Raw genomic sequence first — 26,611 nt, forward strand, 5'->3', positions numbered from 1 at the left:
GGGCCGCGTCAACGCGGCCCTTCGGCTTATTCCGGCGCCTGTTCGAGCTCGACCTCTTCGAGGTCGGTTTCGACGACGCGCTGCAGGCCGGACAGCTTGGTGCCGTCCTCGACCGCGATCAGGGTCACGCCCTGGGTGGCGCGGCCCATCTCGCGGATCTCGGCCACGCGGGTGCGGATCAGGACCCCGCCGGTCGTGATCAGCATGATCTCGTCGTTGGCGTCGACCAGGGTCGCCGCTACCACCTTGCCGTTACGCTCGGACTGCTGGATCGCGATCATGCCCTTGGTGCCGCGGCCATGGCGGGTGTACTCCGTGATCGGGGTACGCTTGCCGTAGCCGTTCTCGGTGGCCGTGAGCACCGACTGCTGCTCGTTCTCGGCCACCAGCAGGGCGATCACGTTCTGGCCCTCTTCCAGGTTCATGCCGCGCACGCCGCGCGCGGTACGGCCCATCGGACGCACGTCGTTCTCGTCGAAGCGCACCGCCTTGCCGCCGTCCGAGAACAGCATCACGTCGTGCTGGCCGTCGGTGAGCGCCGCGCCCACCAGCACGTCACCGTCGTCGAGGTCGACCGCGATGATGCCGGCCTTGCGCGGGTTGCTGAAGTCCTTCAGCGGGGTCTTCTTGACGGTGCCCAGCGAGGTCGCCATGAACACGTAGTGGTCTTCCGGGAAGGTCCGGTTCTCGCCCGACAGCGGCAGGATCACGGTGATCTTCTCGCCGTCCTGCAGCGGGAACATGTTGACGATCGGCTTGCCGCGCGAGTTGCGCGAGCCCTGCGGCACTTCCCACACCTTCAGCCAGTACATGCGGCCGCGGTTCGAGAAGCACAGCATGTAGTCGTGGGTGTTGGCGATGAACAGCTGGTCGATCCAGTCCTCGTCCTTGGTCGCCATCGCCTGCTTGCCGCGGCCGCCACGTTTCTGGGCGCGGTATTCGCCGATCGGCTGCGACTTCATGTAGCCGGTGTGCGACAGCGTGACCACCATGTCCTGCGGGGTGATCAGGTCTTCGGTTTCCAGGTCACTGGCATTGTGTTCGATGACCGAGCGGCGGGTGTCCTTGCCGTTGTCGGCGTAGTCGCTCTTGATCTGCACCATCTCGTCGCTGATGATGGTGGTGACGCGTTCCGGCTTGGCCAGGATGTCGAGCAGGTCGGCGATGTGGTCCATCACTTCCTTGTACTCGTTGATGATCTTGTCCTGCTCCAGGCCGGTCAGGCGCTGCAGGCGCATCTGCAGGATTTCCTGGGCCTGCTCGTCGGACAGCTTGTACAGGCCGTCCTGCTGCATGCCGTAGTGCTTCGGCAGGTGTTCCGGACGGAAAGCCTCGATGCCGCCGGACGCGCCCAGCTCGGTGCGGCCCAGCATTTCGCGCACCAGGGACGAATCCCAGGCCTTGCCCATCAGCTCGACCTTCGCGATCGGCGGCGTCGGCGCGGCCTTGATGATGGCGATGAAGTCGTCGATGTTCGCCAGCGCCACCGCCAGGCCTTCCAGCATGTGGCCGCGCTCGCGCGCCTTGCGCAGTTCGAACACGGTGCGGCGGGTGACTACTTCGCGGCGGTGCGACAGGAAGCACTCGAGCATCTGCTTGAGGTTCAGCAGCTTCGGCTGGCCGTTGACCAGCGCCACCATGTTCATGCCGAAGGTGTCCTGCAACTGGGTCTGCTTGTACAGGTTGTTCAGCACCACTTCCGGCACTTCGCCGCGTTTCAGCTCGATGACCACGCGCATGCCCGACTTGTCGGACTCGTCGCGGATGTCGCTGATGCCTTCCAGCTTCTTGTCGCGCACGTTCTCGGCGATGCGCTCGAGCAGCGACTTTTTATTTACCTGGTAGGGCAGCTCGTCGATGATGATCGCGACGCGGCCGCCGTCCTTGCCGTATTCCTCGAAGTGGGTCTTGGCGCGCATCACCACGCGGCCGCGACCGGTGCGATAGCCGTCGCGCACGCCCGAGACGCCGTAGATGATGCCGGCGGTCGGGAAGTCCGGCGCCGGGATCAGCTCGATCAGCTCGTCGATGCTGCAATCCGGGTTCTTCAGCAGGTGCTGGGCGCCGTTGATGACTTCCGACAGGTTGTGCGGCGGGATGTTGGTGGCCATGCCCACCGCGATGCCCGAGGAACCGTTGATGAGCAGGTTCGGGATCTTGGTCGGCAGGACGGTCGGCTCTTTTTCCTTGCCGTCGTAGTTCGGCTGGTAGTCGACGGTGTCCTTGTCGATGTCGGCCAGCAGTTCGCTGGCGATCTTGTCGAGGCGGCACTCGGTGTAACGCATTGCCGCGGCGGAGTCGCCGTCGATCGAGCCGAAGTTGCCCTGGCCGTCGACCAGGGTGTAGCGCAGCGAGAAGTCCTGCGCCATGCGCACCAGCGTGTCATAGATCGACGCGTCGCCGTGCGGGTGGTACTTACCCATGGTGTCGCCGACCACGCGCGCGCATTTCACGTACGGACGGTTGTGCGCGTAATTACTCTCGTGCATGGAGTACAGCACGCGGCGGTGCACCGGCTTGAGGCCGTCGCGCACGTCCGGCAGAGCACGGCCCACGATCACGCTCATCGCGTAATCGAGGTAGCTCTTGCGCATTTCTTCTTCTAGGGAAATGGGAACTGTTTCTTTTGCGAATTGATCCATTGGGCGGGTCGACTGCTTTCAGGCTAATGGTTATTGACTGCAACGGATGATTCTACCATGCGAGGGTTAGCGTCAGCACAATTCCGTTTTCCCGCCATGACAGTTCAACGATTGTCGAGGCCAGCCCAGCACGCTTGACCAAATGTTGCGCTTAAACAACGTTGGTAAAAATATGCATCAAGTTTGATTTAGGTGCAGTCGTGCGTTTTTGGTGCATGTGGCAAAATGGACAGGAAATTAATTGATTGTTTCATAATGCGAAACTGGCCCCTTCCCCGGACGTGTTAGTATCTTGACCATAACGCCCCGCTGAGTTTCGCAAGGCATTTATCCCCGAAAGGAAAAAGAACATGAATAAACTGGCAACCCTCATGCTCGCTGCTTCGGCTGCGATCGCGGGCAATGTTTACGCCCAAAGCGATGCGCCGTATGCACCGCTGACCACGGACATCCAGGCGCGTACCCCGTACAGCGCCTATGTGCAGGACAGCCGCGGCGTGATCGCCCGCAATCCTTTCGGCCTGTGCTGGCGCACCGGTTACTGGACCCCGGCAGACGCGGTCCCGGGCTGCGACGCGCCGCTGTGCGTGCCGCCAGAGAAGCTGGAAAACGGCAAGTGCGTCGCTCCGCCGCCACCGCCGCCGCCAGTGGTCGAGGCACCTGCCCCGGCACCGACGCCGGCGCCGGTTCCGGTCCCGACCTCGGAAAAAGTGTCCTACTCGGCTGACGCCTTCTTCGACTTCGACAAGGCCGTCCTGAAGCCGGCCGGCAAGGCATCGCTCGACGAGCTGGTCTCGAAGCTGGGCGACATGAACCTGGAAGTCATCATCGCCGTCGGCCACACCGACTCGATCGGCACCGATGCCTACAACCAGAAGCTGTCGATCCGCCGCGCCGAAGCCGTCAAGGCCTACCTGAAGGGCAAGGGCGTGGAAGAGAATCGCATCTACACCGAAGGCAAGGGCGAGAGCCAGCCTGAAGCCGACAACAAGACGTCGAGCGGCCGCGCCAAGAACCGCCGCGTGGAAATCGAAGTCGTCGGTACCCGTACCGTCAACAAGTAATCCCTGGCGATTGCTTCAGGAAGACCCCGCCCAGGCGGGGTTTTTTTTCGTTTTTGGCAAACACGTGGCAGCGGCGTGAAAACCGCCCGTACATATTTTCCGTGCGGCACCCCGTGAGCTTCACCATTTCCAGTATTATCCCGAGTATGAACACGAACGCAGACCCCTTAGAAATCCAGAAATTCAGCGAACTGGCCCACCGCTGGTGGGACCCTACGTCCGAATTCCGTCCGCTGCACGAAATCAATCCGCTGCGTCTCGAGTGGATCAATGCCCGCGCCCCGCTGCTGGGCAAGAAGGTGATCGACATCGGCTGCGGCGGCGGCGTGCTGTCCGAAGCCATGGCGCGCAAGGGCGCCAAGGTGACCGGCATCGACCTGTCGAAAAAGGCCCTGAAGGTCGCCGACCTGCACAGCTTGGAATCGGGCGTGGAAGTGCGCTACAAGCACATCTCCGCAGAAGAAATGGCGGCTGAGGAAGCGGGCCAGTTCGACGTCGTCACCTGCATGGAAATGCTCGAGCACGTGCCGGACCCGGCCTCGATCGTGCAGGCAGCCAGCACTCTGGTGAAACCGGGCGGCCACGTGTTCTTCTCGACGCTCAACCGCAACCCGAAGTCCTACCTGTTCGCCGTCATCGGCGCGGAATACATCCTGCGCATGCTGCCACGCGGCACCCACGACTACGCCAAGTTCATCACGCCGGCCGAACTGTCGCAGTTCGCACGGCTGGCGGGCCTGCAGGTCGACGGCCTGAAAGGCCTGACCTACAATCCGCTCACCAAGATCTACTCGCTCAACAACGACACCGATGTGAATTACATGGTGGCGTGCAGCAAGCCGCTCTGAACCTCGCCCTGATTTTTACATGAGTCTCCCGACCGTCCTGCCGGCACCGCGTGCCATCCTGTTCGACCTCGATGGCACGCTCGCCGACACCGCGCCCGACCTCGCGGCCGCCGTCAACTGGCTGCGCACAGAACGCGGCCTGCCGCCGACCCCGTATGCGGTGCTGCGTCCCACCGCGTCCGCCGGCGCGCGCGGGATGATCGGCGCCGCCTTCGGCCTGGCGCCGGGCGACGAGGGTTACGAGGAACTGCGCCTGCAATGGTTCGACCGCTACCAGGAAACCATGGCCGTGCACAGCTCGCTGTTCGGTGGCGTGACCGAACTGCTGGTCGGGATCGAGGGGGCCGGCATGGCCTGGGGCATCGTCACCAACAAGCCGGCACGCTTCACCGATCCACTGCTTCCGCAGATCGGCCTGTCGCACGCCGGCTGCGTGGTGTCGGGCGACACCACGGGCTTCCCGAAGCCCCACCCTGCCCCGCTGCTCGAAGGCGCCCGCCGCCTCGGCGTGGATCCGGAGCACTGCTGGTACGTCGGCGACGACAAGCGCGACGTCGAAGCCGGCCGCGCCGCCGGCATGGTGACGGTGGCCTGCAACTGGGGCTATTGCGGCGCCATCGAACCTTCTACCTGGGGCGCCGACTACCTGCTCGACACCCCGACCGACCTGCTGCAGACCCTGCGCACCGTGGTGGAAACCGCACGCGCGGCCACGTCGGCGGCGTGATCTCCCAGAGCGAGCCCTCCGGCTCGCCGGAGTGCCGGCCACCGGAGCGCCGGCCGCTTACAAGTCTTTACGATTGATACAGGCTTCTGTCTAGTTCTGTGCCGGGCTCACCGGTAATCTACTCCCATACGACAACAACGTCTTTTACGGAGCAGAACATGGAAACCACCCGCCAGAACGTCATCACCTCGCGCATTCATCCCCTGATGGCCGCTGCCGCCGTGTCGGTCGTGATTGTCAGCCTGACCGGCGCCGCCGCGATCACCGGCCTGCTGCCGAATTCGAACAGCGCACCCGACGTCCCGGCAAACCAGCTGGCAGCCGCTGCGCCCTACGGCGCACAGGCGCCGTTGCAGCAGCCGGGCATGGTTCCGGTGACTACCGCCCAAGGCCAGGTCGTGATGGTGCCGGCCGCCGCGGTCCAGGGCCAGGTCGCTGCGCCGCTGTCGGCCACTCCGGTGACGCCGCAGCTGGCAACCCAGCTGGCAGCCGGCCCGGCCCCGCAGATGGCGATGCCAGTCGCGGCCCAGCCGATCGCTTACGCACAGCCGGTCGCCCAGCCGGCCCCGGCACCAGAACGCGTGATCGTCAAGGAAGTGATTCGTGAAAAGCCGGTGGTAAAGGTGGTCGAGAAAACCCGTGTGGTCCACGCCAAGCCGAGCGAGCCGCGCTACTACCCGCAGCAGGCGCCCGCCCCTGCCCCGGCCCAGCCGAACTACGTCGGCATCGGCACCGGCGCCGTGATCGGCGGCCTGATCGGCAACCAGATCGGCGGCGGCAACGGCAAGAAGCTGGCCACCGTGGCCGGTATCATCGGCGGCGGTATGATCGGTAACGAAGTCGCCAACCGCAACCGCTAAGCAGTCTTCCTCTTGAAAAGCCGCAGGCATTCAGCCTGCGGCTTTTTTTCGGAAGATGCAGACGATGATGTCGCTCGGGAAGGCGCGCAGCACGGGAATCGCGCCCATGACGGCGATGTACTGCAGCCAGAGCGATAGGGGGTGCACCTTGCCGGCATAGCTCAGGCGCTCGCGCAGGCCCTTGGCGCGTAGCGCCGGCAGCTCGGCGCAGTCGACCAGCTCGAAGCCCTGGCCCGCCACCAGTTTCTCCAGATTGCCTGCGCTAAAGTAGTGCACGTGCGGCGACGGCATGTCCTTCTGCCATAGCCGCTCGAAGGGCATGCGCCATCCCAGGCGGGCAACCAGTTTCGAGAAGCGGTAGAAGAAGCCGCGGCTGCTGGGCAGGTTGAGGATCAGGATGCCTTCATCGTTCAGGTGTCGCCCGCAGGCGCCGAGCGCGCTGCGGATGTCCGGGATATGTTCGATGACGTCGTTGAACACAATGGCGTCGAAGCGCTCGGTATCCTTCAACACGTCCGGAAAGAAACCGGCACGCACCGGCAGGCCGCGGGCGGCGGCGCGCGCACCGACCGCCGCATCGGGCTCGACGCCGAGCACCTCGAAATGCTCGCGCGCCGCCTCCAGGAACCAGCCGTGGGCACTGCCCACATCGAGCAGGCTGCATCTGCCCTGCCGGACATGCCGCTTGGCGTACTGGACAATCGCACGGAAGTTCTCGACCCGGATGGCCTTGAGCGCCGCTTCACGCTCGGCTTCGTTGATCTGGACGTCGGTAGGCTTGTTGATGGCGACGGACAAGGCCGCGCTCTCATAGAGGCATACCGGGCAGGTGGCATGCCACGGCGCGAGGCCAGCCGCTTGGGTGTTGCCACAGACGATACAGACCATTTCCATTTCCTTGTCGAAACGTGAAGCAGCAGACGGCATAACAGGCGATGTTATTGCACTTTCGTTATGGTATGCAGATATTTTTTGCCCTGCTTGACGTTAAGCGAGGTCTAAGCTATCAAACTGCACGTAGTGACGAATTGGAGTACAATGAAGGTTCTTTCGTTGGGGGCGACCTGGTTTCGACGTGGGTTGCAAAGCAGCGCAGGGCATACCGAGGACTGGCTACCTCGTAAATACATCCAGAAATCAATAACTGCAAACGATAACTCGTACGCACTCGCAGCTTAATTGCTGCTAGGTCCACAACACCTCGCCCCTGGGGTGTGCCGCAAGGTTCGTGGACTCATTTACAGGGGCTCGCAGTAGGCCGGGTCACTTGGTCGACTGTTAAATAATAGGTGACTCGCTTGTCCAAAGGGTGCACATCCCCGTTGTCCAGGTTAAATTAATTGATAGTGCTAAGTATGTAGAACTGTCTGTAGAGTGCTTGCGGACGCGGGTTCGATTCCCGCCGCCTCCACCAACCTCTTCCAAAAAGCCGCTGATTCGTCAGCGGCTTTTTTTATTTCTACATCCATTGTGCGTCGAACACCCATACTTTTTTATGGCTGCTACTACTTCCCTCTATTTCACCAGTTAGCGAACTAGAAAGCTTCTCAGGATCGGTTCTTAGACCACTGTGATCGTTAGAGAGAATTCTGTGCCAACAGCCGCGTATTATTCGTAAGTAAAACGACTCGCATGAGATGCCGAATCACCGCTGAGAGCCCAGATGCGCGACCTACACTATCCGACGTCCGGTAACCCGCTCGTCTTCTTCGATTTCGAAACCACAGGCCTTTGCCCAAAGAAGGACTCCATCATCGAAGTTGCCGCGATCAAGTACGTGCCGGGCGCGGAGTCGCATCCGCACATCCAGCATCTCGTCGCCCTTGACCGTCCCCTGCCAAAATTCATCACGAAGCTAACCGGGATCAGCGACGATATGCTGCAGACCCATGGCCGGCCCATGGGCGAGGTGCTGGATGAATTTATCGACTTTATTGGCGACCACCCTGTTGTTTCGTTCAACATCAATTTTGACGCGCGCTTCCTACACGCTGCGGTAGAGCGTCATGGACGGAAGCCGGTTCGGAATCCGGCTCATTGCGCACTCGAGCGAGCACGAATCGGGTGGCCAGAGCTTCCAACCCATAAACTTGCGCACATGGCCAAACATCTAGACCTCAAGGTCGGCACCGCGCACCGGGCATTAGACGATACGCTATTGGCTCTGGAAGTCTACTTCCGCTCTTTCCAAACCGATAGCAGACCTGAAGCACCCAAGCGCGCAGCCAGGACCATTGAAGCAGGCGCACCCACGATCATCCCGACTATCACGGGTCCTCGCCAGTTCAGGATTGAGGTTCTAGGGACAAGGCGTTACCAGGAAGTGTTCGAGTCCGTGTGTGGGCCGCGGACTGTGAAAGGCGCAGTCCTCGACATTCAGGTGCAACTACGTGTCGAGAAGGGTTCGAATGCCGTGCGCGTACTGTTGCAGGAAGAAGTGATCGGCAATTTGGCGCCTCGGCTTGCGATTGATTTCCGACGCGCTTTGGTTGCAGGCGACTTGGCTGAGTTCACGCACTTCGAGTGCTCGGCCAAGATTCGAGGCGGCAGGATCACGAATGATACGGCAGAGGGTAACTATGTGATGTGGCTGGATATACCTCAAGATGATGATTGAGCACCGCAATACCGGTAAAGAGAATGCAAAAGAGGACATGCCTGCCCCCTTTTGTCAGTCGGTAGCTTGTCTTCGTTATGACGTCGGCCCCGGATCCATCCCCGCCTGCTGAATCACCATCAACTCCTTCATCAGCGCCTCATTGAACGCCGGAATATCATCCGGCTTGCGGCTGGTGATCAGCTTGCCGTCCACCACCACCTCGTCATCCGTCCACTCCGCCCCGGCGGCCTTCAGGTCATCCTGGATCGCCGGATAACTGGTCAGGTGCTTCGACTCCGCAATGCCGGCGTCGATCAGCGGCCACGGTCCATGGCAGATCGCCGCGATCGGCTTGTCCGCGTCGTCGAAAGCCTTGATGAAGGCAATCGCCTCCGGGATCTGGCGCAGCTTCTTCGGATTTTCTTCCCCGCCCGGCAGCAGCAGCGCATCGAAGTCCGCTTCCTTGGCCTGCGCCAGGCTCAGTTCCACCTTGAACTTGTCGCCCGGCTGGTCGTGGTTCATGCCCTGCACTTCCTCGCCCGCGCCCTTGGGCGAAACGAGGGTCACGCGTACGCCCTTCCCCTCCAGGTACGTACGCGGCCCCGTGTATTCGACCTGTTCGACGCCATCGGTCATCAGGACCGCCACGCGCCGGCCGACCAGGTCCTTCTCGCTCACCAGGTCCAGGTGATCGCCCGCATTCACAATATTTTCCATATGCCCTCCTGTCTGGTTGGTTCGCTAGTCGGGTCGATTGTAGGACGCCGACATCGCAGGCGTCGCGCGAATGATGGACCTAAGGCAGCAGATAACAGACGTCGTCGCGGTCGCGCCGATCCGGCCGCGTGCACAGGAAACCGTCCAGCCCGAGCCGGACCGTGCCGTCCAGGCCGGCGCCGTCGACCTCTTCGCCGCGCAGGATGACCTGCAGCTCGCGGTAGGGCACCTCGATCGCGAAACGGTCGAGCAGTGCGGCCAGCGCCCGTGCCCCGCTCGCGCCCGGCAGGAAACGTTCGAACATCCGGGACGACACCGGCCCCACCTTGATGCGGATGCCGAGTTCCGGGCGCAGCAGGCGCTCGCCGAGGGTCGCACCGAGGCCGACGTCGCAGTTGTTTTCGCCCAGCCGGCTGCGGTCGCCCGTGCCGAGCGGATCCCACTTGCCCGCGAACTGCTCGACCGTGACCGGCACCTGCAGGTATTCGGACAGCACGCCCGCGATCAGCTGCGCCGGCACCGCCCGGCTGCGCAGCTGGGCGGCGAAGCAGGCCAGGTTCTCAAAAGCCAGGCCGCCCCCGGGCTGGTCCTGCCCCGGTGCCTGCCAGCCGGCGCCGGCCAGCGCCACGAGCTGGGCCAGGAAGCGATCGCGGTTGTGTTCGTCCGCGCCGCCGCGCACCCGGTACTTGCGCCATGCGCGGTAGAACAGCGCCACCTGGCGGCTGGAGAATGCATCGTAGAAGGCGCGCGGCCCTTCGTCGCGCGTGGCGTGCTCCCAGGCGGCGATGCGCTCGGTGTAGTGCAGCGGCAGCGCGCCGTTCAGGCCGAGCAGGCCGATCACCGCCGTGCGCACCCGCAGGCGCATCGCGTTCGCGCCGCCCGGGCCCTGTCCCTGCTCGAGCTGCAGCGCATCGATGTCGCTCGCCGGGAAGGCCAGCGACAGGCTGTTCTCGAAGCGGATCGCGGTCTCCGGTGCGACGCCGTAGCGGCGCAGCCAGCGCGACAGCAGGCGGATGGCCTGGAAGAATTCGTAGCGCCAGGGTTCGGCCAGCAGCTCAGTGATCACAGCGCGATCACACCAGCGTCAGGTTGCCGTTGCGTGGTTCGCATCGCAGGAGCTCTCTGTCGGTCTGCGCCGAGCGCAGCACCAGCCGCGTGAAACTGTTGATGTGCACGTACAGGCCGAAGAACCGGTTCACCACTTCCGCGAACACATACAGGCTGCTGCCGGCGAAGGCCTCTTCGTCCACCGTCATGCGCACTTCCAGCCCGTGGACCAGGGTGGCGCCACTCTTGTTGCGCATCCAGGCCGCGGACGGCAAGGTCTCCATGGCCGTGATGCCGGCGATCTGGCGCTGGGTCGCCGCCGAGCGTGACACGTCGTACAGGGTCAGCACCTCGCGGAAGGCGTCGAGGTCGCCGAGCGAGCGGTGGTTGAGCGCGAGCTGGGCCACCAGGCGCCAGTGCGCGCCGCCCGAGGAGGGAAAGCGGTGCGGCAGCGTCGGGCGGCGCAGCAGGTGGATCGGCAGGCCGTTTGTGGCGGTTTCGCTGGTCAGGTCGCCGTCCGGGGCCCCAAAGCCAGTGCCGGCGGCGTGCGCGCCGTTGGTGCAGGTCAGGTCGATCGAGGCCACGCACTGCTCGTCGGCCGCCAGGGTGAAGCCGGCATCGGTGAAGCCGATCTTCATGCGCTGCCGGTGCGTACCGCGGTCGTCGCGGCGGGCGAACCAGTAGCGCTCGCGCAGCTCGCCGCCTTCGCCATGGCGCAGCCCGTAGTAGGGGCGGTAGGCGATCGACTGCACCCGGCCCTCCGCCGTGCGCAGCACGTTGACGGTGTCGATGCTGTAGACCTCCACGTCTTCTTCATGGCGTCCCGGCACCACGTCGTACATGGCCGTGCGGTGCGTGATCCGTACCGGCATGGCGGCCTGGTGGAACAGGTTCACCACCGGCACGCAGCCGGGCACCAGGTGGGCCGCCTCCAGCGTCCCGAGCAGGCGCGCGGCGCCGCTGTCGCCGTGCAGGCCATTGACGATCAGGTGCAGGGTGAAACGGTGCGCGGCCGCCGGTAGCATCGGCGCCAGCTTGCCCAGGTCGATGTCGATGAAATGGAATTTGTCGGCGAAGGCGAAGTATTCGCTCAGCAGCCGGTAGGCGGCGTGCTCGCTGGGACGCAGCGGCACCAGCGCATCGTCGTCGCCGAAGCCGCCCAGCGCCAGCGGCATGCGCTCGAGCGGGCGCCATGGTCCGCCGTCGCCGATCTCCAGGTAGCTGGCGCCGACGTGCATGAACAGGGTGTCGATCAGGCTTGCCGCCAGCAGCGGGTCGGCATCGACGTAGAGACGCAGGCGCGGCAGGCCGAGCTGGCGCAGCAGGCGCGCCGGCGCGGCGCTCTCGATCGTGACCGCCACCTGCCCGGTGGCGCGCGCCGGCAGCCGCACATGGGCCGGCGCATGCACCACGGGCTCGTAGCGCGCCTGCGCCACGCCGACCGGCGCCAGCATCAGGGAACTGGCGGTGCGGAAGCGGCAGACCGTGCCCTTGGCGTGCAGCGCACTCATCTCGGTCCCGCGCGGCACCGCCTGCACCTGCTCGACCTTGCCTGGAACCTGCGGCCCGGCGCCGCTGCCGATGCGCGCGATCGAGCAGGAGGGAATACCCTGCAGGAAATAGGGATAAAGGCTGCCCAGCAGGGCTTCGGTAAACTCCGGATAGTCGTCGTCGAGCTTGCGGGCGGTGCGCGCATTGAGCAGGGCGCAGGCCTGGATCAGGCGGCGGATGTGCGGGTCTTCGAGGCCTTCGGCGCCAAGGCCCAGTTCGCTCGCCAGCCGCGGATACTGGTGCGCCAGCTCGCGCCCGACCGTGTTCAGGTAGACCAGTTCACGCTCGTAGTATGGCAACAGTTCTTCCATGGCCCTCTCCTCTCAAGCGTTAAAGGTCGTGCAGTTTTGCGCGCGAGACCTTGCGACGGCTCAAGAACGGATAAGCAACACAACGCAAAGAGGCGGCCTTATCCTTTCGACAGTAGAATGGCGGGTTTCCCAGCATCGCCAGATCCATCATGACCAGCACCGCTTCTCCATCCACCGCCGCGTCGCCGGTACGCACCGAGATTTCCACCCTGTGGCGCCTGTCCTGGCCGATGCTGGTCGGCCAGCTGGCCACCGTGGGCATGGGCGTGGCCGACGTGGCGATGACCGGCCACGTCAGCGCCGAGGAACTGGCTGCCGTGTCGCTCGGCACCTCGGTGTGGTCGATCGTGCTGGTCACCGTGATGGGGACCATGATGGCGATCAACACGGTGGTCGCCCACGAGATCGGCGCAGCGCGCTATGACCAGGTGCCGCATTCGGTGCGCCAGGCGCTATGGAAGGGCTTATTGGTCGGCCTGGTCGCCATGCTGTTTGCCAACCTGTGTACCTTGCTGTTCGATCATGTCGGGCTCGAACAGCACGTTGCAGACCGCGCTGCCATGTACTTGCACGTCGTCAGTATCGGCATGCCCGCCTTCGCCTGTTTCCGTGCCCTGTACGGCTACAGCACCAGCATCAACCAGACCAAGCCGATCATGTGGATCGCCATCGTTGGTTTCACCTTCAACGTCTTCGGTAACTGGGTACTGGTGTATGGCAAGCTGGGCTTCCCTCAGCTTGGAGCAGTCGGCTGCGCGGTTGCGACCGCCGCAGGCATCTGGTTGATGCTGGGCGCCATGATCCTCTGGATCAAGCATGCCCCCGCGTATCGCATGACGTATCCGTTCACCGGCTGGGAAGGCCCGGACTGGAAAGCCATCGGTTCCATGCTGCGCCTCGGCCTGCCGATCGGCATCACCTATTTCGCCGAGGTCAGCGCTTTCGGCCTGATCAGCCTGCTCGTGGCGCGCTTCGGCGTGGTGGCGGTGTCCGCGCACCAGGTCGCGCTGAATTTCTCCTCGCTGGTGTTCATGGTGCCGCTGAGCTTCGCGATCGGCATGATGACCCGCGTCGGCCAGGCCATGGGCGAAGGCAATCCGGAGCGCGCCCGCTTCGTCGGCTGGGTCGGTGTCGGCATGTCGGTGAGCTTCGGCGCCCTGTCGGCGCTGGGCATCGCCATCTTTCGCTGGGAGATCGCGGCCGCGTATACCTCCGATCCGGCGGTGCAGGCCGCCTGCGCCCACCTGCTGCTGTTCGCGGCCCTGTTCCAGCTGTCCGATGCGACCCAGGTCGCCACCGCCTCGGCAATCCGCGGCTACCAGGTCACGCGCCCGCCGATGATCATCCAGCTGCTGGCCTTCTGGGGCGTGTCGCTGCCGCTCGGCTGCATCCTGGGACTGGCCCCAAGCTGGTTCCCGTGGACGCCGGCCGCGCCGATGTCGACCACCGGTTTCTGGATCGGCTTGGTGGTCGCGCTGACGGTGGCTGCCGTGCTGCTCACGTGGTCGTTCGAGAAGCTGGCGCGCCAGCGCATCCGCGATGGTGCAAAACAGCCTTTGGCCGCTATGTAATTACAGCTTTTGGGGGCTGACTCTGGTATCGTTCCGCAGTTGTCGCAAATTAACTTATACCAGAGACATTTACATGCGCCCTCTCCTGCTCCTTATGGCCGCTCTCGCGGCCGCTCCCGCTTCGGCTGAACGCCTGACGCTGGACCGCATCTACGGCGATCCGGCCCTGGCCGGCGCCAGCGTGAAGACCCTGCGTGTCTCGCCGGACGGCGAACGCGTGACCTTCCTGCGCGGCCGTGCCGACAACCAGTACCAGCAGGACCTCTGGGAATACAACATGAAGACCAAGAGCACCCAGCGCCTGGTCGATTCCAAGCGCCTGGTGCCGAACGAGGAGCTCTCGCTCGAGGAGAAGGCACGCCGCGAACGCGCCCGTACCGCGGGCCTGTCGGGCATCATCAATTATTACTGGTCGCCGGACGGCAAGCAGTTGCTGGTGCCGATCGGTGGCGACCTGTTCCTGATCGACGCCGCCAAGCCTGACGCGCCGCGCAAGGTCGCATCGGGCAACGTCACCGATCCGAAGATCTCGCCGAAGGGCCGCTACGTCTCCTTCGTGCGCGACCAGAACCTGGTCGTGATCGACCTGCAGACCGGCGCCGAGCGCCAGCTGACCACCGACGGCAAGGGCAGCATCCATAACGGCGAAGCCGAATTCGTCGCGCAGGAAGAGATGGACCAGCATACCGGCTACTACTGGGCGCCGGACGATTCCGCGATCGCCTACCGCCGCTACGACGAAGCGCCGGTGCCGGTGGCGCGCCGCTTCGAGATCTTCGCCGACCGCACCGAAGTGATCGACCAGCACTACCCGGCTGCGGGCGACCCGAACGTGCTGATCGAGCTGATGATCGTGAACCCGGCCACCGGCCAGCAGCGCAAGGTGGACCTGGGTGCCGAGAAGGACATCTACCTGGTGCGCGCCGACTTCAGCGCCGACGCCAAGACCCTGGTCTACCAGCGCCAGACGCGCGACCAGAAGCGCCTCGACCTGATCGCCGTCGACGTCGACACCCTGGCCCAGCGCCCGCTGCTCACCGAGACCTCGAAGACCTGGGTCGAAATCCACAACGACCTGCGCTTCCTGAAGAACAAGAAGGCCTTCATCTGGGCGTCGGAACGCAGCGGCCGCAAGCACCTCTACCTGTACGGCCTGGACGGCAAGCTGCAGGTCCCGCTGTCGAAAGGCGAATGGGGCGTGGACAGCGTCCTGGCGGTCGACGAGGCCGGCGGCCGCGTCTACATCTCGTCGAGCAAGGACGCGATGATCGACAAGCAGACCTACGCGCTCAAGCTGGACGGCAGCAATGCCGCCAACCCGGTGCGCATCACAGCCGGCGACGGCTGGCATGAGGCTGCGTTCGCAGGCAACGGCAAGATCTTCGTCGATACCTACTCGAACCCGACCACGCCGCCGCAGGTGTCGATCCGCCGCGCCGACGGCACCATGGTGGAATGGCTGGAAAAGAACGAGCTGAACGCGAACCACCCGTACGCCAAGTACATGCCGGACCACCTGCCGACCGAGTACGGCACGATGAAGGCCAAGGACGGCCAGACCCTGCACTACTCGATCATCAAGCCGGCCGGCTTCGACCCAGCCAAGCGCTACCCGGTGTTCCTGTTCACCTACGGCGGCCCGCACTCGCAGCGCGTGACCCGCGCCTGGGGCAATTATTTTGACCAGTACATGGCGCAGCAGGGCTTCGTGGTGTTCCGCCTGGATAACCGCGGCTCGGGCCGCCGCGAGCGCGTCTTCACCGACGCCCTCTACGGCAATCTCGGCTCGGTCGAAGTGGAAGACCAGGTGACCGGCATCGACTGGCTGGCCCAGCAAAGCTTCGTCGATCCGAAGCGCATCGGCGTGTTCGGCTGGAGCTACGGCGGCTTCATGACCCTGCGCCTGCTGTCGGCGGCATCGGACAAGATCGCAATGGGCGTGTCGGTGGCCCCGGTGACCGACTGGGCGCTGTACGACACCCACTACACCGAGCGTTATGTGGGCGGCACCCCGAAATCGGATCCGAAGGCCTACGAGCGCAGCGGTGTGTTCGCCCACCTGGACGGCATGAAGTCGCCCCTGCTCCTGATCCACGGCATGGCCGACGATAACGTGCTGTTCACCAACACCACGCGCCTGATCGACGAGCTGGTGAAGCGTAACGTGCAGTTCGACCTGATGACCTATCCGGGCGCCAAGCACGGCATTTCGGGCAAGGTCAACCAGCGTCACGTGTATGGGATGATCGAAGCCTTCTTCAAGAAGAACCTGGGTGGGACGGCGGCGAAGTAAGCTGCTCGTTCTGCCAAGTGAAAGCAGCCGCCTTCTGGGCGGCTGCTTTTTTTGCGACGTGAACGACAACAGCCGCCCTCGGGCGGCCGTTCACGAAGCGTAAAAGCGGATTAGTGCGGGCGGCGTGCGACGTCGTCCAGTTTCTCTTCCACGTGCTCCTGGGTATCGCCGGCGGCCTTCTGGACCTTGCCTTCGACCTTGGTCGCCTTGCCCTTGGCTTCCTGCGTTGGGCTGTCGATCGCATCACCGAATTCTTCTTGGATCTTGCCACCGATTTCTTTCAGTTTGCCTTCAACTTGGTTCTTGTTGATCATGGTCTTCTCCTTGAGTTGACATGTCCGGATGGCCATGCATGGGTACAGAATACGGCAGCGTGAGCACCGCTTCTGTTCGCGTCCGCACATTGCACAAATGTCAGCATTTGCGCGACGTCAAGACACTGGCAATGCTAATCTTTTGTCAACACGACCTTCCCGCTGAAAGGCTGATGCCATGACCGAACAACACCAGGAACATGCTTCCGACCCGCCGCAAACTCAGCGCCGCCTTGCCAAGCGGGTGACGATCATCAATGGCCTGGCCATCCTGTTCATCGCGCTTGCCGCCGCCATCGTGCTGGCCGCCGATGCCCTGCTACTGGTCTTCGCCTGCATCCTGTGCGCCATCCTGCTCTACAAGCTAAGCGAGATCATGGCGCGCCGCTTGCACATGAAGCGCAAGTGGGCGCTGAGCATCGTGGTGCTGGCGCTGGCGGCCATCATCGGCCTCGGCAGCTGGGCCATGGCGCCTCAGATTTCCGAGCAGTCGAGCAAGCTGGCCAAGGAAATCCCGGCCGCTGTCGAGCGGCTGCAAACCGCGGTGCAGCAGCATCCGCTGCTCAAGCGTGTCGCCAGCGAACTGCCGCCGCCGGAACAGATCGTCAAGCAGATGGGCAACATGGTGCCGAATGCGGGGCTGTTCTTCGGCGGCGTGCTCGGCGCCATCGGCAACGTGATCATCATCATTTTCGTCGGCATCTATTTCGCCGCATCGCCGCAGCTGTACACCAATGGCGCCATCCGGCTCGTGCCGCAAAGCAAACGCCCCCGCGCCCGGGAAGTGCAGCAGGAACTCGGGCAGACGCTGGCGAGCTGGCTGCTGGGCAAGGCAGCCTCGATGCTGATCGTCGGCATCGCCACCTCGATCGGCCTGTCCATGCTGGGCGTGCCGCTGGCGCTGATCCTCGGCATTATTGCCGGCCTGCTCGACTTCATCCCCTACCTGGGCCCGATCATGGCCGGCATACCAGCGGTGCTGCTGGCGCTGTCGATCAGCCCGGAGCTGGCGCTGTACACGGTGCTGCTGTTCACCGGCATCCAGCTGGTCGAAGGCTATGTGCTGCAGCCGCTCATCGAAGCCCGGGCGGTGGACCTGCCGCCGGCCCTGGTCGTGGTCATGCAATTGGTCTTCGGCACCCTGTTCGGCTTTGCCGGGGTGGCGCTGGCGACGCCGCTGGCGGCCGGGCTGGCGGTGCTGGTCAAGATGCTCTATATCGAAGACGTGCTGGGCGACCGCCCGGCCCAGAAGCGAAGTTAAATGCTCAAAAGAAAAAGCCGCGCGGTGCGCGGCTTTTTCATGGTGGCGGCAAGGTTTAGCGGTTGCCCTTGACGATGTCTTTTACATCGCCAACCTTTTCCTGCACCTTGCCTTCGGCCTGGTTGGACACGCCTTCGCGCTGGGCCTGGCGATTGCCGACGGCTTCGCCGACCTTCTCCTGGATCTTGCCGCCGATGTCCTTGGCCTTGCCTTTGATTTGATCGTCGTTCATGTCAGTCACCCTCTTCGGTTGTGAAGCGAGGTCCCACCATAGGCGCGATGAGCGGGGCGTTCTGTTCGCCAGTTAACACACTGGCTTGCGCCAGACGCTGGCCAGCCAGGGCTGCTGCTCGCGCGGCAAGCCGGCCGGGCGGTAGTAATGATGCAGTGGCGTAAAACCCGCTGCAGTCAGGAAGCGCTCCCAGGTGTCGTAGTCGTGGTAGCTGCTGTAGCGCGGGCCGTTCCAGCCTTCACGGTTGTCGCCGCGCGGGTTGGAGCTGAACAGGACGCCGCCCGGTTTCAGGGCGCCGTAGAGCTGCGCCAGCACGCCGGCCAGTTCGGCGCTGGGGACGTGGAACAGCGAGGCATTGGCAAAGATGCCGTCGAACATGGCCGGCGGCAGGTCGAGGTGCAGGAAATCCTGGTGCCAGACTTCGCAGCCGCTGTAGCTGCGGGCCATCTCGGCGAAACGGGCGCTGCCGTCCAGGCCGATGGCCTTGTGGCCCAGGCTGGTGAAGGTCTTGAGGTCACGGCCCGGGCCGCAGCCGAGGTCGAGGATCGTCCAGGGCGCCGGGGTCTCGATCGCGCCCAGCAAGGCATCGATGTTCTGGCTGACGTCGTGGTCGATGGTGCCGGCGAAGAAGGCGTCGGCGTTGTGCTCGTAGTGAGCAAGGGTACGGCGGGAGATGTCGTCGGAGTTCATGACGGCATTATCGGCCTAATCGTACTTCACCGCGAGTCAGCACCGTTTGCACGTCGTCCCGGCGAAGGCCAGGACCCAAGTTTGCGTGCGTTACAGCTAACGCATGCTTTTCGACGACTCGTCGAAAATTGGGTTCCGGCCTTCGCCGGAACGACGGCTCATAGGCTTGTGGCGAGGTCAGCGTTACTACGGTCCTGCCCTCTCCTATCACCAGACCCGCACGCGCTGCTCCGGCGCCAGGTACAGCTTCTGTCCCGGCTGCACGTCGAAGGCCTTGTACCAGGCATCCAGATTGCGCACGGTATAGGTGCGGTACTGGCCCGGCGAGTGGCCGTCGGTCAGCACGTTGCGGCGCAGCGAGGCTTCGCGCATCTTGGTGCGCCAGCTCTGGGCGAAACCAGTGAAGAACTCACGGTCCGCTTCCGCACCCGTACCTTTGCCGCTCGGCGAGACCTTGAACGCGTCGTAGGCTGCGGCCAGGCCGGCCAGGTCGGACAGGTTCTCGCTCAGCGTCAGCTGGCCGTTGATGGCCAGGTCGTCGAAGGGTTTATAGGCGTTGTACTGCTCCACCAGCTTCTGCGAGGCCTTCTTGAAGTGGGCCAGGTCCTCCTTGGTCCACCAGTCGCGCAAGCGGCCCCGGGCGTCGAACTGGGCGCCCATGTCGTCGAAGCTGTGGCTGATCTCGTGGCCGATCACCGAGCCGATCGCGCCGTAGTTGTGCGCGTCCGATGCTTTTGAATCATAGAACGGCGGCTGCAGGATCGCGGCCGGGAAGTTCAGCGCGTTCTGCAGCGGCAGGTTCACGGCATTGACCAGCTGCGGCGGCATGGCCCATTCGGTTTTCTTCGGCTTCTGCTTGAGCTTGGCGAGCTGCTGGGTGTAGTGGAATTCCTGCGCGCGCATCACGTTGCCCAGCGCATCGTTCGGCGAGACCTTCAGGCCGTCGTAGGACTTCCACGCATCCGGATAGCCCACGCCCACGTACATGGTGCGCACCTTTTCCTTGGCCTGGGTGCGGGTCGACGGCGCCATCCAGTCGAGCTTGTCGATGCGGCGCTCGAAGGCGGTCTTGATGTCGGCGACCATCTTCAGGATGCGCGCCTTGTCCTCGGCCGGGAAGTACTTGGCGACGTACATCTTGCCGACGGCTTCGTCCATCGCGCCATTGGTGGCGGCCAGCGCGCGCTTCCAGCGCGGCGACTGCTGCGGCGAGCCGGTCAGGCCCTTGCCGTAGAACTCGAAGCGCAGGTCGGAATAGGCTTTCGGCAGCGTGCTGGCGAACTGGTTCAGGCTGTGGAAGGCCAGGTAGTCCTTCCAGGTGCCCAGGTCGGTGGCGGCCACCTGCTCGGCGGCGCCCTTGAGTGCGCCCGGGTGGTAGGCGATGAAGCGGTCCTGGCCAGCCAGGCGCGCGCCCTTCATGAAGGCGTTCCAGTCCATGCCCGGCGCTTTTGCGGCGAAGTCTTTCATGGTCCAGGTATTGTTGGCTTTCTGGATGTCGGCCGACTCTTCGCGCGAAGCGTGGCTTTCGGCCAGTCTTGACTCCAGCGCGAAGATCTTCGCCGCACGCTCATCGGCCCTGTCGTAGCCGGCCAGTTTCAGCATGGCCGCGATGTACTGCTGGTACTTGGTGCGCAGCTCGGCCATCTTCGGGCTGTTGTCGAGGTAGTAGGCGCGGTCCGGCAGGCCGATGCCGCCCTGCAGCAGGTAGGGCAGGTTGCGCGACGGGTCGGTCAGACCCTGGTTGAACCACACGCCGAACAGGTTCGGGGTGTTGAAGTTGGTCGCGTTCAGCGGGTCGACGTCGGCACGCAGGAATTCGCCCAGCACGCGCGAGAGCGCGGCGCGGTCCTCCATCGCCTCGATTCTATCCAGGCGCGGCTTGAGCGCGGCCAGGCCGGCCGATTCGATCGCCGCCTCGTTCATCCAGGCCGTGTAGAAGTCGGCCACCTTGCGCGCCTCGGGACTGGCGGACTTGCTGGCCGCCGCGTCTTCGATCAGCTTGACGATGCGGGCATTGGTGTCTTCGGCCAGCACGGCCATCGAGCCCCAGGAACCGCGGTCGGCCGGGATCTCGGTCCTGGCCATCCACTCGCCGTTGGCGTAGGCATAGAAATCGTCGCCCGGCAGCATGACGGCGCCGGCCGGCTTGGCGGGCGCCACGGCGGCGGCGCTTTGCTCTGCGGCATAGGATGGAGCCATGGCAAATGCGCCGCACAGCGCCAGGGTGACGGCAGTCTTGATCGGAGTCCAGCTGGTTTTCATTCGCTTCCCTTCTTGTGAAAGTGGTGTTTGCTCTTTATTGCAGGGCGGCGCGGACCTGCGGTAACAGGCGCGCTTTCTGGTCGGCGCGGATGCGCACGCCGTTGCCGACGCGTTCGGCTTCGACAACGCCATCCGGACCGAAGTTCTTGCGCATGTACGCTTCCATCATCTCCGCATGCGCCGAATTGCTGGAGGAAGCGACGATGCTGGCGAACAGGCTGTTGCGGCCCAGCGCTTCCATATTGGCCAGCAGCGCGTCGCGGTTGGCGATGGCGAACTGCCAGGTCTGGTCGAGGTGCTCGCCGGCGACGCCACCGATAATATAGGGCACCAGGTCCGGCGGGGTATGCGGCGACAGGAGCGACTGCAGGGTGCGCGCGGCCAGCTGCGGGTCCTGGGCGCTGGCGAGGGCACGATTAAGACGGTTGCGTACTTCGCTGGTGGGGGCATTCGCGGCGCGCGCGGCAAGAAGCTCGTAGGTGGCCTTGTCCGCATGGCGGCCGGCGGTGCCGGTGACGAAGTCGATCATCGAGGGCGGCACCGAGGAAGGGTCCTGCACATAGCGCGCGAACCTGGCCTTGCCCTCGTCGATGGCCTGCCGGTCGCCGGCCCGCGCCAGCGCCGTCGCCAGCATGCCGCGCAGCTGGGCGTCCTCGGCGGTCTCCCCCGGCTTTTCTTCCCAGCCCAGCTTGTCGAACTTCGGGCGCGCGAAGTCGATCAGGAAGCGGCGGATCAGGGCCTGTTCCGGCTCGCCGCGCGCCAGCGAGTCGAGCGTGCGCAGGTTGGACAGGATCGCATCCCAGACCGCCACGCGCGGCTCCTCGCCGTACGTGCGCACCAGGTCCAGGTAGGCCTCCAGGCCCATGCGCCCGTTCGAGGCGAAGCTCCAGGTGTCCGACAGCAGCTTCAGGCGCGTGCTGTCCGGCAGGCGCGGCGCCTGCTCGGCCAGGGCGCGGAAGCTGGCCGGGTCGTACTGCACGCGGAAGTAGCCGACGCTGTGCGGATCGACCACCAGGGTGCCGTCGCAGCCGCCCTGGTTGATGGTCGTGCTCGGGCCCGACAGCAGCGTGGTCCAGGCCTTGCCGTTGACGGTGCCGACCTGCAAAGGCACGTTCCACAGGCGCTTTTCACGGGGCGGCTCGTCGAGGCGGTACTGCTCCTGCGACAGCGTCACCTTGCGCCTGCCCTCCTCGCAGGCCTGCTCGACGCGGATCAAGGGAAAGCCCGGCTGCAGGGTCCAGTCCGAGGCCAGCTTCCCGACCGGCTTGCCGGAGGCCTTTTCCAGCGCGGCCCACAGGTCGGCGGACGTCGTATTCGAATACTGGTGCTTCGCCATGTAGGCGCGCATGCCCTTGCGGAAGGCCGATTCGCCCAGGTAGGCTTCCAGCATGCGCAGGAAAGCCTCGCCCTTCAGGTAGGTGATGGCGTCGAAGGCCGCGGCGGCCTGCTCCTCGGTCTCGATCGGGGTCTGGATCGGGTGGGTGGTCTTGCGCGCGTCCAGGTTCATCACGTATTCGCGCTCGGCCATGCCCTCCAGGTAGGGGCGCCATTCGGGGTGGAAGTGATGGGTGGCTTTGGTCGCCATCCACGAAGCGAAGCCTTCGTTGAGCCACAGATTATCCCACCAGGCCATCGTCACCAGATTGCCGAACCACTGGTGCGCCAGCTCGTGGGCGTTGATGTTGAAGGTGAATTTCTTGACCTTCTCCGGGCTCTTCTTCGGGTCGTACAGCAGGGTCGGCTCGTTGTAGACGACCGCGCCCCAGTTTTCCATGGCGCCGTTGAAACCGCCCGGGATCGCGATCTGGTCCAGCTTGGGCAGCGGGTACGGGATACCGAAGTAGTTGTTGAAGTAGCGCAGCAGGTCGCGCGTAGCCCCCAGCGCGAAGGTGGCCGAGCCGAGCTTGCCTTCGGTCGTCACGATGCCGATGTCGACGCCATCCTCCTTGGCGGACAGACGCTCGAGCTCACCGGCCACCAGCACCACCAGGTAGCTCGGCATCTTCGGGGTGTTGCCGAAGCTGATGCGCTGCATGCCGCCGGCGAGGTCTTCGCGCTTGTCGATCGGGGTGGTGGAGTAGGCCTTGAAGTTGCCCGGCACGTCGACGGTGAGCCTGAAGCGGGCGCGGAAGGCGGGTTCGTCCCAGGTCGGGAGCATGCGGCGGGCGTCGGTCGGCGCCATGGTGGTGGCGATCAGCTTCCTGTCCTGGCCGCCCGCCTTGTAGTTCACGTAGAACAGGCCGCGCCCTTCGCGGTTGATCTGGCCGCGAAAGGCCAGCGCCAGCGCGTACTTGCCCGGCGCCAGCGGCTGGGACAGCTCGAAGCGCAGGGTCTGCTGCTTCTTGTCGAGGATGGGGTCGAGCTTCAGCTTGCCGATATTCTTGCCCGTCAAGCTGGCCGAATCGATCTGCATGTTGTCGGCGTTCAGCATGATGGTCGAGGTCGGCTTCAGGACCTCGATCTCGACCGTCTGGGTGCCGCGGAAGCTGTTGGCGGCGACGTCCGGCACGATGTGGGCGTCGTACTGCAGCGGCACCACGTCCTTCGGCAGCTTGCCCGGCGTTGCCGCGAAAGAAAACGGCGCCTCGGCCTGCGCCGTCGCGGCGCCCAGGGCCAACGCAAGCGCGGCCGTGGCTTTGCGAGCCCGGGCGACTGGCATGTCTCTCATAAGTCTCTCTCTCGAATCTGTTTTTATTGAGTGGTTCCTGCGCGCGACGGCGCAAGAACCCAGCACGCACTGTAAGAAAGCCGGGCGCCGCCTGCGCCCGGATTGCGACAGACTGCAAAAAACGGAGCCAGACTGCGGAAACCGGGGAATGGCGGAGGCATTCGAAAAAATCCGAAATTTTTTTCAAATTACCCTAAAGTTCCTGAAAGCCCATCCGTAAATGCCTTAGATACCCGGCAATCCGGCCGGCGTTCATTGCCTTGGTGCCAACATGACCTCGAACGACGTCCTCTCGATGTACGAAAACCTCACTGGCCTCAGCAGCCAGATGAAGGGCGCCGCCGAGGCTGGCGACTGGACCGGTTTCGACAAGCTGAACGTGCAGGCGGCGGTGGCCGCAGGGGCCGCGATCGGCGGCGTGCCGGCACTGGAAGGCGCCAAGCGCCAGCGCAAGATCGACCTGCTCAAGCAGCTGATGGCCAATGACCGCGCGATTCGCGACGTGACCGAACCCTGGATGGGGCAGCTGGACCGCGCGATGTGCGCGCACTGATTAATAGAATTCCCAAGAGAAGGCACCTGCGGGTGCCTTTTTCTTTGGTGGCCTGGCTACGATTCCAGGTTGCTCAGCTTGCCCAGGCAGCGGCGCTGGTAACTGTTGAGCCCTTCCGTGACGAGCGCGTCGTCCTCGGCCAGCTTCCCGGCATCGATCAAGAGCCGCAGCTTGGCGATATGATCCCCCTGCGCCAGCGCCTGCGCCAGGTTCGGGCCATCCGGTTCGCCGGCCCCGGCGATCGCCTCGGCCACCTTGTCCGGGAAATCCCAATGCCTGGCGATGACCGCCGACAGCTGCCGGCTGCGCGCCAGCAGTTCCACCCCGAAGGCTTCAGAGGCCGGCACCTTGCCGTTCTGGCAGATGCGGTCGCTAAGGCGGAAGGCGACGATCAGCCCGACATCCTGCATCAGCCCCGCCAGGCAGGATTCGAAGATGTCGGCCGCCACCGCCGAAGCCATCAGGCTGGCCGCCACCGCGCATTTTTCGGAATGGTTCCATACCAGCGGCGCCGCACGGCGGGCAAAGCCCGCCTCGTGCAGCCTGATGATGGGCCGGAAGGCAACCCGCGCCAGCAGCATGCGCAAGCCGTTCTGCCCGAGCAGCATGATGGCGGCGTCCAGGGTCTTGATCGGGGTGACGGGACGGTAATAGGCGCTGTTGGCCTCGCGCAGCACTTCGGCCACCAGCACCACGTCTTCGGCCACCTGGCCGGCCAGCTCGCCCGTGCTGATGCTCTCGTCGCGCATGCTGCGCAGCAGCCTGGGGATCAGTTCCGGGACCCGCGGCACCAGCTCGGCCGCGATGGCCGGGTTCTGCGCCAGCGTGCGCACCTGCTCGAGGATCAGGCGCTCGGTCTCCAGCGGCGCGTCGAACCTTGCCGGGCCAGCCAGCCAGAGGTAATACAGGGCGTCGGTCGCGGCATGGTCGGTGCCGCCGCCCGGCTCCTCGGGCGTGGCCACCTGGGGTTCCGCGCCGCTCAGTAAACGATTGATCCAGTTCTTCATAGTCCGCCAGGGTCTGTGCTGCAGGTGCGATTGTAGCCCAAGGCCCACCATGCAAAACGCATGGACTGCGAATGGAAGTCCTGAAAAGACAAAAGCGCCCGCAGGCGCTTTGGCATGTGCCCGAGCAGAAGGCTCGGCCACGGAATCGGGGAGAGCGATCACCAGGTATCTCCTGGCGTCGCCTCTTGCCGGTTGCATCCGGCGTTCGCTGTCTCAGTCGACACGCGAACCGCTTCCGGACACAGGCGTTTCTTCAACGTCTGCCTGCTTTCCGCGCCACGCTATCGGTGGTGGCTGCGCCAGGCCTCTGTGCCGTTTGTGATCTCGCGACCACGGAATGAGTATAGCAAAAATTTTAAGCTTGTGTAGACGAGTTGTGTGCGGGCTCGTCCAGGGTCGGTTCGCGCGTCGAGACAGGCAGCGGCTTGCGTCCCAGGCGCGCCTTGATGCGTGCGCCCAAGCCGACGCGGGGCCCTTCTGCGCGCCCTGCCGCCCGCCTGGCGCGCAGCGCGAACACCAGCCCCGCGAGCAGCGCCAGCACGCCGGCGCCAAGCGCCGCCAGCAGCCAGGGCGAGCCCTCTTCCGGCGGCGGTTCCGGCTTTTTCTTCTTCAGCGGGTGCACCTGCTGCTGCGGCGCCACCGGCGTTTGCAGGCTTGAAGCCGGCGCGGCGCCCGCCGCCACCTGCAGCAGCTTCACCTTGTCTTCGAGCTGGCCCAGCTGATCGCGCAGCATCGCATTCTTCGCCCCCAGCACGACGCAGGCATCCACCTGCACCCTGGGCTGCGGGGCGCAGGCGCCGCCGGCCGGGGCCGGTTCAGGCGTCAAGCGCGCCGGCCTGGCCGGCTCCGGCGGCACGAGGGCCGGCTTCGGCTTGATGGGCGCGGGCTTCGGCCTGGCCGGGGCGGGCTTCGGCGCCGCCTCCACCGGCGGCGCGGGCTGCGCCGCCTTGGCCGGGACGGGAGGCGCCACCACCCGAACCGGAGGCGGCGCCGGATTCGGATCCGGCGACAGCCACAGGGTTGCCAGCCGCACGCTGCGCTGCGCGCCGTCGGCCAGCTCCAGGTACAGGTGCAGGTGCTCCGACTCCACCTTGCCGAGCGAGGTGAGGTGCAGGAACTGGCGCCCGTCGCGCCGCATCACCGACATCCGGAGCGTGGACAGCACCGCCGGCATGCCGATATTGGCGCCGCGGTAGACGTCCGGATGCGCCAGGCGCACCTGGACCGGGTTGGCGGCGTCTTCCAGCATGGTGAGCTCGATGTCGGCCACCAGCGGCTGGCCGAGGAAGGAGCTCACCCGCGGTTCGCCGAGCTCGGCCGCCTGGGCAGCGCCGGCCAGCAGCGCGCAAGTCAATATCAGTGGAAGGCGGCAAGCCATAGGATGGAAGTAGAAG

General features: G+C 64.6%; 21 protein-coding genes and 1 other RNA gene. 10 read left to right on the forward strand and 12 right to left on the reverse strand.

Going from position 1 to position 26,611, the window contains the following annotated elements; translation table 11 throughout:
• Nucleotides 1–26 precede the first annotated feature (26 nt).
• A complete protein-coding gene (gene gyrA / locus YWC_RS0107645) occupies nt 27–2,642 on the reverse strand; it encodes a DNA gyrase subunit A (RefSeq protein WP_027864835.1) in 2,616 nt (871 codons plus the stop codon).
• Nucleotides 2,643–2,992: 350 nt separating this feature from the next.
• On the opposite strand from gyrA, the gene ompA reads away from it, so the two are divergent.
• From ompA to YWC_RS0107665, 4 genes are all read left to right on the forward strand, one after another.
• Nucleotides 2,993–3,706, forward strand: a complete 714-nt coding sequence (gene ompA, locus YWC_RS0107650) for an outer membrane protein OmpA (protein ID WP_027864836.1) — start codon at nt 2,993–2,995, stop codon at nt 3,704–3,706.
• A 146-nt stretch (nt 3,707–3,852) separates the two neighbouring features.
• Entirely contained in the window at nt 3,853–4,554 is a 702-nt protein-coding gene (gene ubiG, locus YWC_RS0107655) for a bifunctional 2-polyprenyl-6-hydroxyphenol methylase/3-demethylubiquinol 3-O-methyltransferase UbiG (RefSeq protein ID WP_027864837.1), read from the forward strand.
• A gap of 19 nt (nt 4,555–4,573) precedes the next feature.
• Nucleotides 4,574–5,281: an HAD family hydrolase gene (locus tag YWC_RS0107660; RefSeq protein WP_027864838.1), complete on the forward strand. Its 708-nt coding sequence runs from the start codon at nt 4,574–4,576 to the stop codon at nt 5,279–5,281.
• A gap of 158 nt (nt 5,282–5,439) precedes the next feature.
• Nucleotides 5,440–6,141 (forward strand): hypothetical protein, encoded by a 702-nt coding sequence (locus tag YWC_RS0107665; RefSeq protein ID WP_027864839.1) that lies wholly within the window; start codon nt 5,440–5,442, stop codon nt 6,139–6,141.
• Nucleotides 6,142–6,171: 30 nt separating this feature from the next.
• Here YWC_RS0107665 and YWC_RS0107670 read toward each other — a convergent pair whose 3' ends face one another.
• Nucleotides 6,172–6,939: a class I SAM-dependent methyltransferase gene (locus tag YWC_RS0107670; protein WP_229413041.1), complete on the reverse strand. Its 768-nt coding sequence runs from the start codon at nt 6,937–6,939 to the stop codon at nt 6,172–6,174.
• Nucleotides 6,940–7,196: 257 nt separating this feature from the next.
• On the opposite strand from YWC_RS0107670, the gene ssrA reads away from it, so the two are divergent.
• Nucleotides 7,197–7,555, forward strand: a transfer-messenger RNA (tmRNA) gene (gene ssrA, locus YWC_RS31975).
• Between the two features lie 249 nt (nt 7,556–7,804).
• Complete coding sequence (locus YWC_RS31505) at nt 7,805–8,758, forward strand: 3'-5' exonuclease (RefSeq protein WP_051306310.1); 954 nt, start codon at nt 7,805–7,807, stop codon at nt 8,756–8,758.
• Nucleotides 8,759–8,833: 75 nt separating this feature from the next.
• Here YWC_RS31505 and YWC_RS0107680 read toward each other — a convergent pair whose 3' ends face one another.
• From YWC_RS0107680 to tssF, 3 genes are all read right to left on the reverse strand, one after another.
• Nucleotides 8,834–9,457, reverse strand: a complete 624-nt coding sequence (locus YWC_RS0107680; protein WP_211238954.1) for a type 1 glutamine amidotransferase domain-containing protein — start codon at nt 9,455–9,457, stop codon at nt 8,834–8,836.
• A gap of 79 nt (nt 9,458–9,536) precedes the next feature.
• On the reverse strand, nt 9,537–10,523 hold the full coding sequence (tssG, locus tag YWC_RS0107685; RefSeq protein ID WP_027864842.1) for a type VI secretion system baseplate subunit TssG: 987 nt from the start codon (nt 10,521–10,523) through the stop codon (nt 9,537–9,539).
• A gap of 7 nt (nt 10,524–10,530) precedes the next feature.
• Nucleotides 10,531–12,366, reverse strand: a complete 1,836-nt coding sequence (gene tssF / locus YWC_RS0107690) for a type VI secretion system baseplate subunit TssF (RefSeq protein WP_027864843.1) — start codon at nt 12,364–12,366, stop codon at nt 10,531–10,533.
• 149 nt (nt 12,367–12,515) lie between these two features.
• Here tssF and YWC_RS28695 point away from each other — a divergent pair, with 149 nt between their 5' ends.
• Nucleotides 12,516–13,937, forward strand: coding sequence for an MATE family efflux transporter (locus YWC_RS28695; protein ID WP_036213566.1), 1,422 nt, complete (start codon nt 12,516–12,518; stop codon nt 13,935–13,937).
• 73 nt (nt 13,938–14,010) lie between these two features.
• On the forward strand, nt 14,011–16,230 hold the full coding sequence (locus YWC_RS0107700) for a S9 family peptidase (RefSeq protein WP_027864844.1): 2,220 nt from the start codon (nt 14,011–14,013) through the stop codon (nt 16,228–16,230).
• A gap of 110 nt (nt 16,231–16,340) precedes the next feature.
• Here YWC_RS0107700 and YWC_RS0107705 read toward each other — a convergent pair whose 3' ends face one another.
• Nucleotides 16,341–16,544, reverse strand: a complete 204-nt coding sequence (locus YWC_RS0107705; RefSeq protein ID WP_307175653.1) for a CsbD family protein — start codon at nt 16,542–16,544, stop codon at nt 16,341–16,343.
• Nucleotides 16,545–16,722: 178 nt separating this feature from the next.
• Between YWC_RS0107705 and YWC_RS0107710 the strand changes: the two genes are divergently transcribed.
• Entirely contained in the window at nt 16,723–17,805 is a 1,083-nt protein-coding gene (locus YWC_RS0107710; protein WP_027864846.1) for an AI-2E family transporter, read from the forward strand.
• A 55-nt stretch (nt 17,806–17,860) separates the two neighbouring features.
• Here YWC_RS0107710 and YWC_RS0107715 read toward each other — a convergent pair whose 3' ends face one another.
• The 4 genes from YWC_RS0107715 to YWC_RS28700 form a co-directional block, all read right to left on the reverse strand.
• On the reverse strand, nt 17,861–18,037 hold the full coding sequence (locus tag YWC_RS0107715; RefSeq protein WP_027864847.1) for a CsbD family protein: 177 nt from the start codon (nt 18,035–18,037) through the stop codon (nt 17,861–17,863).
• Between the two features lie 72 nt (nt 18,038–18,109).
• Nucleotides 18,110–18,727 (reverse strand): class I SAM-dependent methyltransferase, encoded by a 618-nt coding sequence (locus tag YWC_RS0107720; RefSeq protein ID WP_027864848.1) that lies wholly within the window; start codon nt 18,725–18,727, stop codon nt 18,110–18,112.
• 207 nt (nt 18,728–18,934) lie between these two features.
• Complete coding sequence (locus tag YWC_RS0107725) at nt 18,935–20,989, reverse strand: M13 family metallopeptidase (protein ID WP_027864849.1); 2,055 nt, start codon at nt 20,987–20,989, stop codon at nt 18,935–18,937.
• A gap of 34 nt (nt 20,990–21,023) precedes the next feature.
• Nucleotides 21,024–23,657, reverse strand: a complete 2,634-nt coding sequence (locus YWC_RS28700; protein ID WP_084416349.1) for a M1 family metallopeptidase — start codon at nt 23,655–23,657, stop codon at nt 21,024–21,026.
• Nucleotides 23,658–23,928: 271 nt separating this feature from the next.
• Between YWC_RS28700 and YWC_RS0107735 the strand changes: the two genes are divergently transcribed.
• On the forward strand, nt 23,929–24,210 hold the full coding sequence (locus tag YWC_RS0107735) for a flagellar protein FliT (protein ID WP_027864850.1): 282 nt from the start codon (nt 23,929–23,931) through the stop codon (nt 24,208–24,210).
• 56 nt (nt 24,211–24,266) lie between these two features.
• Here YWC_RS0107735 and YWC_RS0107740 read toward each other — a convergent pair whose 3' ends face one another.
• Both YWC_RS0107740 and YWC_RS28705 read right to left on the reverse strand, forming a co-directional pair.
• Nucleotides 24,267–25,217: an HDOD domain-containing protein gene (locus YWC_RS0107740; protein WP_027864851.1), complete on the reverse strand. Its 951-nt coding sequence runs from the start codon at nt 25,215–25,217 to the stop codon at nt 24,267–24,269.
• Between the two features lie 355 nt (nt 25,218–25,572).
• Entirely contained in the window at nt 25,573–26,571 is a 999-nt protein-coding gene (locus YWC_RS28705) for a FimV/HubP-related protein (protein ID WP_027864852.1), read from the reverse strand.
• Between the last annotated feature and the right edge of the window lie 40 nt (nt 26,572–26,611).

Origin of the sequence: Massilia alkalitolerans DSM 17462 (genome assembly GCF_000427785.1) — a bacterium.
Taxonomy (GTDB): Bacteria; Pseudomonadota; Gammaproteobacteria; order Burkholderiales; family Burkholderiaceae_D; genus Telluria; species Telluria alkalitolerans.

Excerpts from the sequence above, each read along its gene's own strand:
- gyrA (WP_027864835.1), bottom strand. The coding sequence starts at position 2,642 with ATGGATCAATTCGCAAAAGAAACAGTTCCCATTTCCCTAGAAGAAGAA.
- ompA (WP_027864836.1), top strand. The coding sequence starts at position 2,993 with ATGAATAAACTGGCAACCCTCATGCTCGCTGCTTCGGCTGCGATCGCG.
- ubiG (WP_027864837.1), top strand. The coding sequence starts at position 3,853 with ATGAACACGAACGCAGACCCCTTAGAAATCCAGAAATTCAGCGAACTG.
- YWC_RS0107660 (WP_027864838.1), top strand. The coding sequence starts at position 4,574 with ATGAGTCTCCCGACCGTCCTGCCGGCACCGCGTGCCATCCTGTTCGAC.
- YWC_RS0107665 (WP_027864839.1), top strand. The coding sequence starts at position 5,440 with ATGGAAACCACCCGCCAGAACGTCATCACCTCGCGCATTCATCCCCTG.
- YWC_RS31505 (WP_051306310.1), top strand. The coding sequence starts at position 7,805 with ATGCGCGACCTACACTATCCGACGTCCGGTAACCCGCTCGTCTTCTTC.
- YWC_RS0107680 (WP_211238954.1), bottom strand. The coding sequence starts at position 9,457 with ATGGAAAATATTGTGAATGCGGGCGATCACCTGGACCTGGTGAGCGAG.
- tssF (WP_027864843.1), bottom strand. The coding sequence starts at position 12,366 with ATGGAAGAACTGTTGCCATACTACGAGCGTGAACTGGTCTACCTGAAC.
- YWC_RS28695 (WP_036213566.1), top strand. The coding sequence starts at position 12,516 with ATGACCAGCACCGCTTCTCCATCCACCGCCGCGTCGCCGGTACGCACC.
- YWC_RS0107700 (WP_027864844.1), top strand. The coding sequence starts at position 14,011 with ATGCGCCCTCTCCTGCTCCTTATGGCCGCTCTCGCGGCCGCTCCCGCT.
- YWC_RS0107705 (WP_307175653.1), bottom strand. The coding sequence starts at position 16,544 with ATGATCAACAAGAACCAAGTTGAAGGCAAACTGAAAGAAATCGGTGGC.
- YWC_RS0107710 (WP_027864846.1), top strand. The coding sequence starts at position 16,723 with ATGACCGAACAACACCAGGAACATGCTTCCGACCCGCCGCAAACTCAG.
- YWC_RS0107715 (WP_027864847.1), bottom strand. The coding sequence starts at position 18,037 with ATGAACGACGATCAAATCAAAGGCAAGGCCAAGGACATCGGCGGCAAG.
- YWC_RS0107720 (WP_027864848.1), bottom strand. The coding sequence starts at position 18,727 with ATGAACTCCGACGACATCTCCCGCCGTACCCTTGCTCACTACGAGCAC.
- YWC_RS0107725 (WP_027864849.1), bottom strand. The coding sequence starts at position 20,989 with ATGAAAACCAGCTGGACTCCGATCAAGACTGCCGTCACCCTGGCGCTG.
- YWC_RS28700 (WP_084416349.1), bottom strand. The coding sequence starts at position 23,657 with ATGAGAGACATGCCAGTCGCCCGGGCTCGCAAAGCCACGGCCGCGCTT.
- YWC_RS0107735 (WP_027864850.1), top strand. The coding sequence starts at position 23,929 with ATGACCTCGAACGACGTCCTCTCGATGTACGAAAACCTCACTGGCCTC.
- YWC_RS0107740 (WP_027864851.1), bottom strand. The coding sequence starts at position 25,217 with ATGAAGAACTGGATCAATCGTTTACTGAGCGGCGCGGAACCCCAGGTG.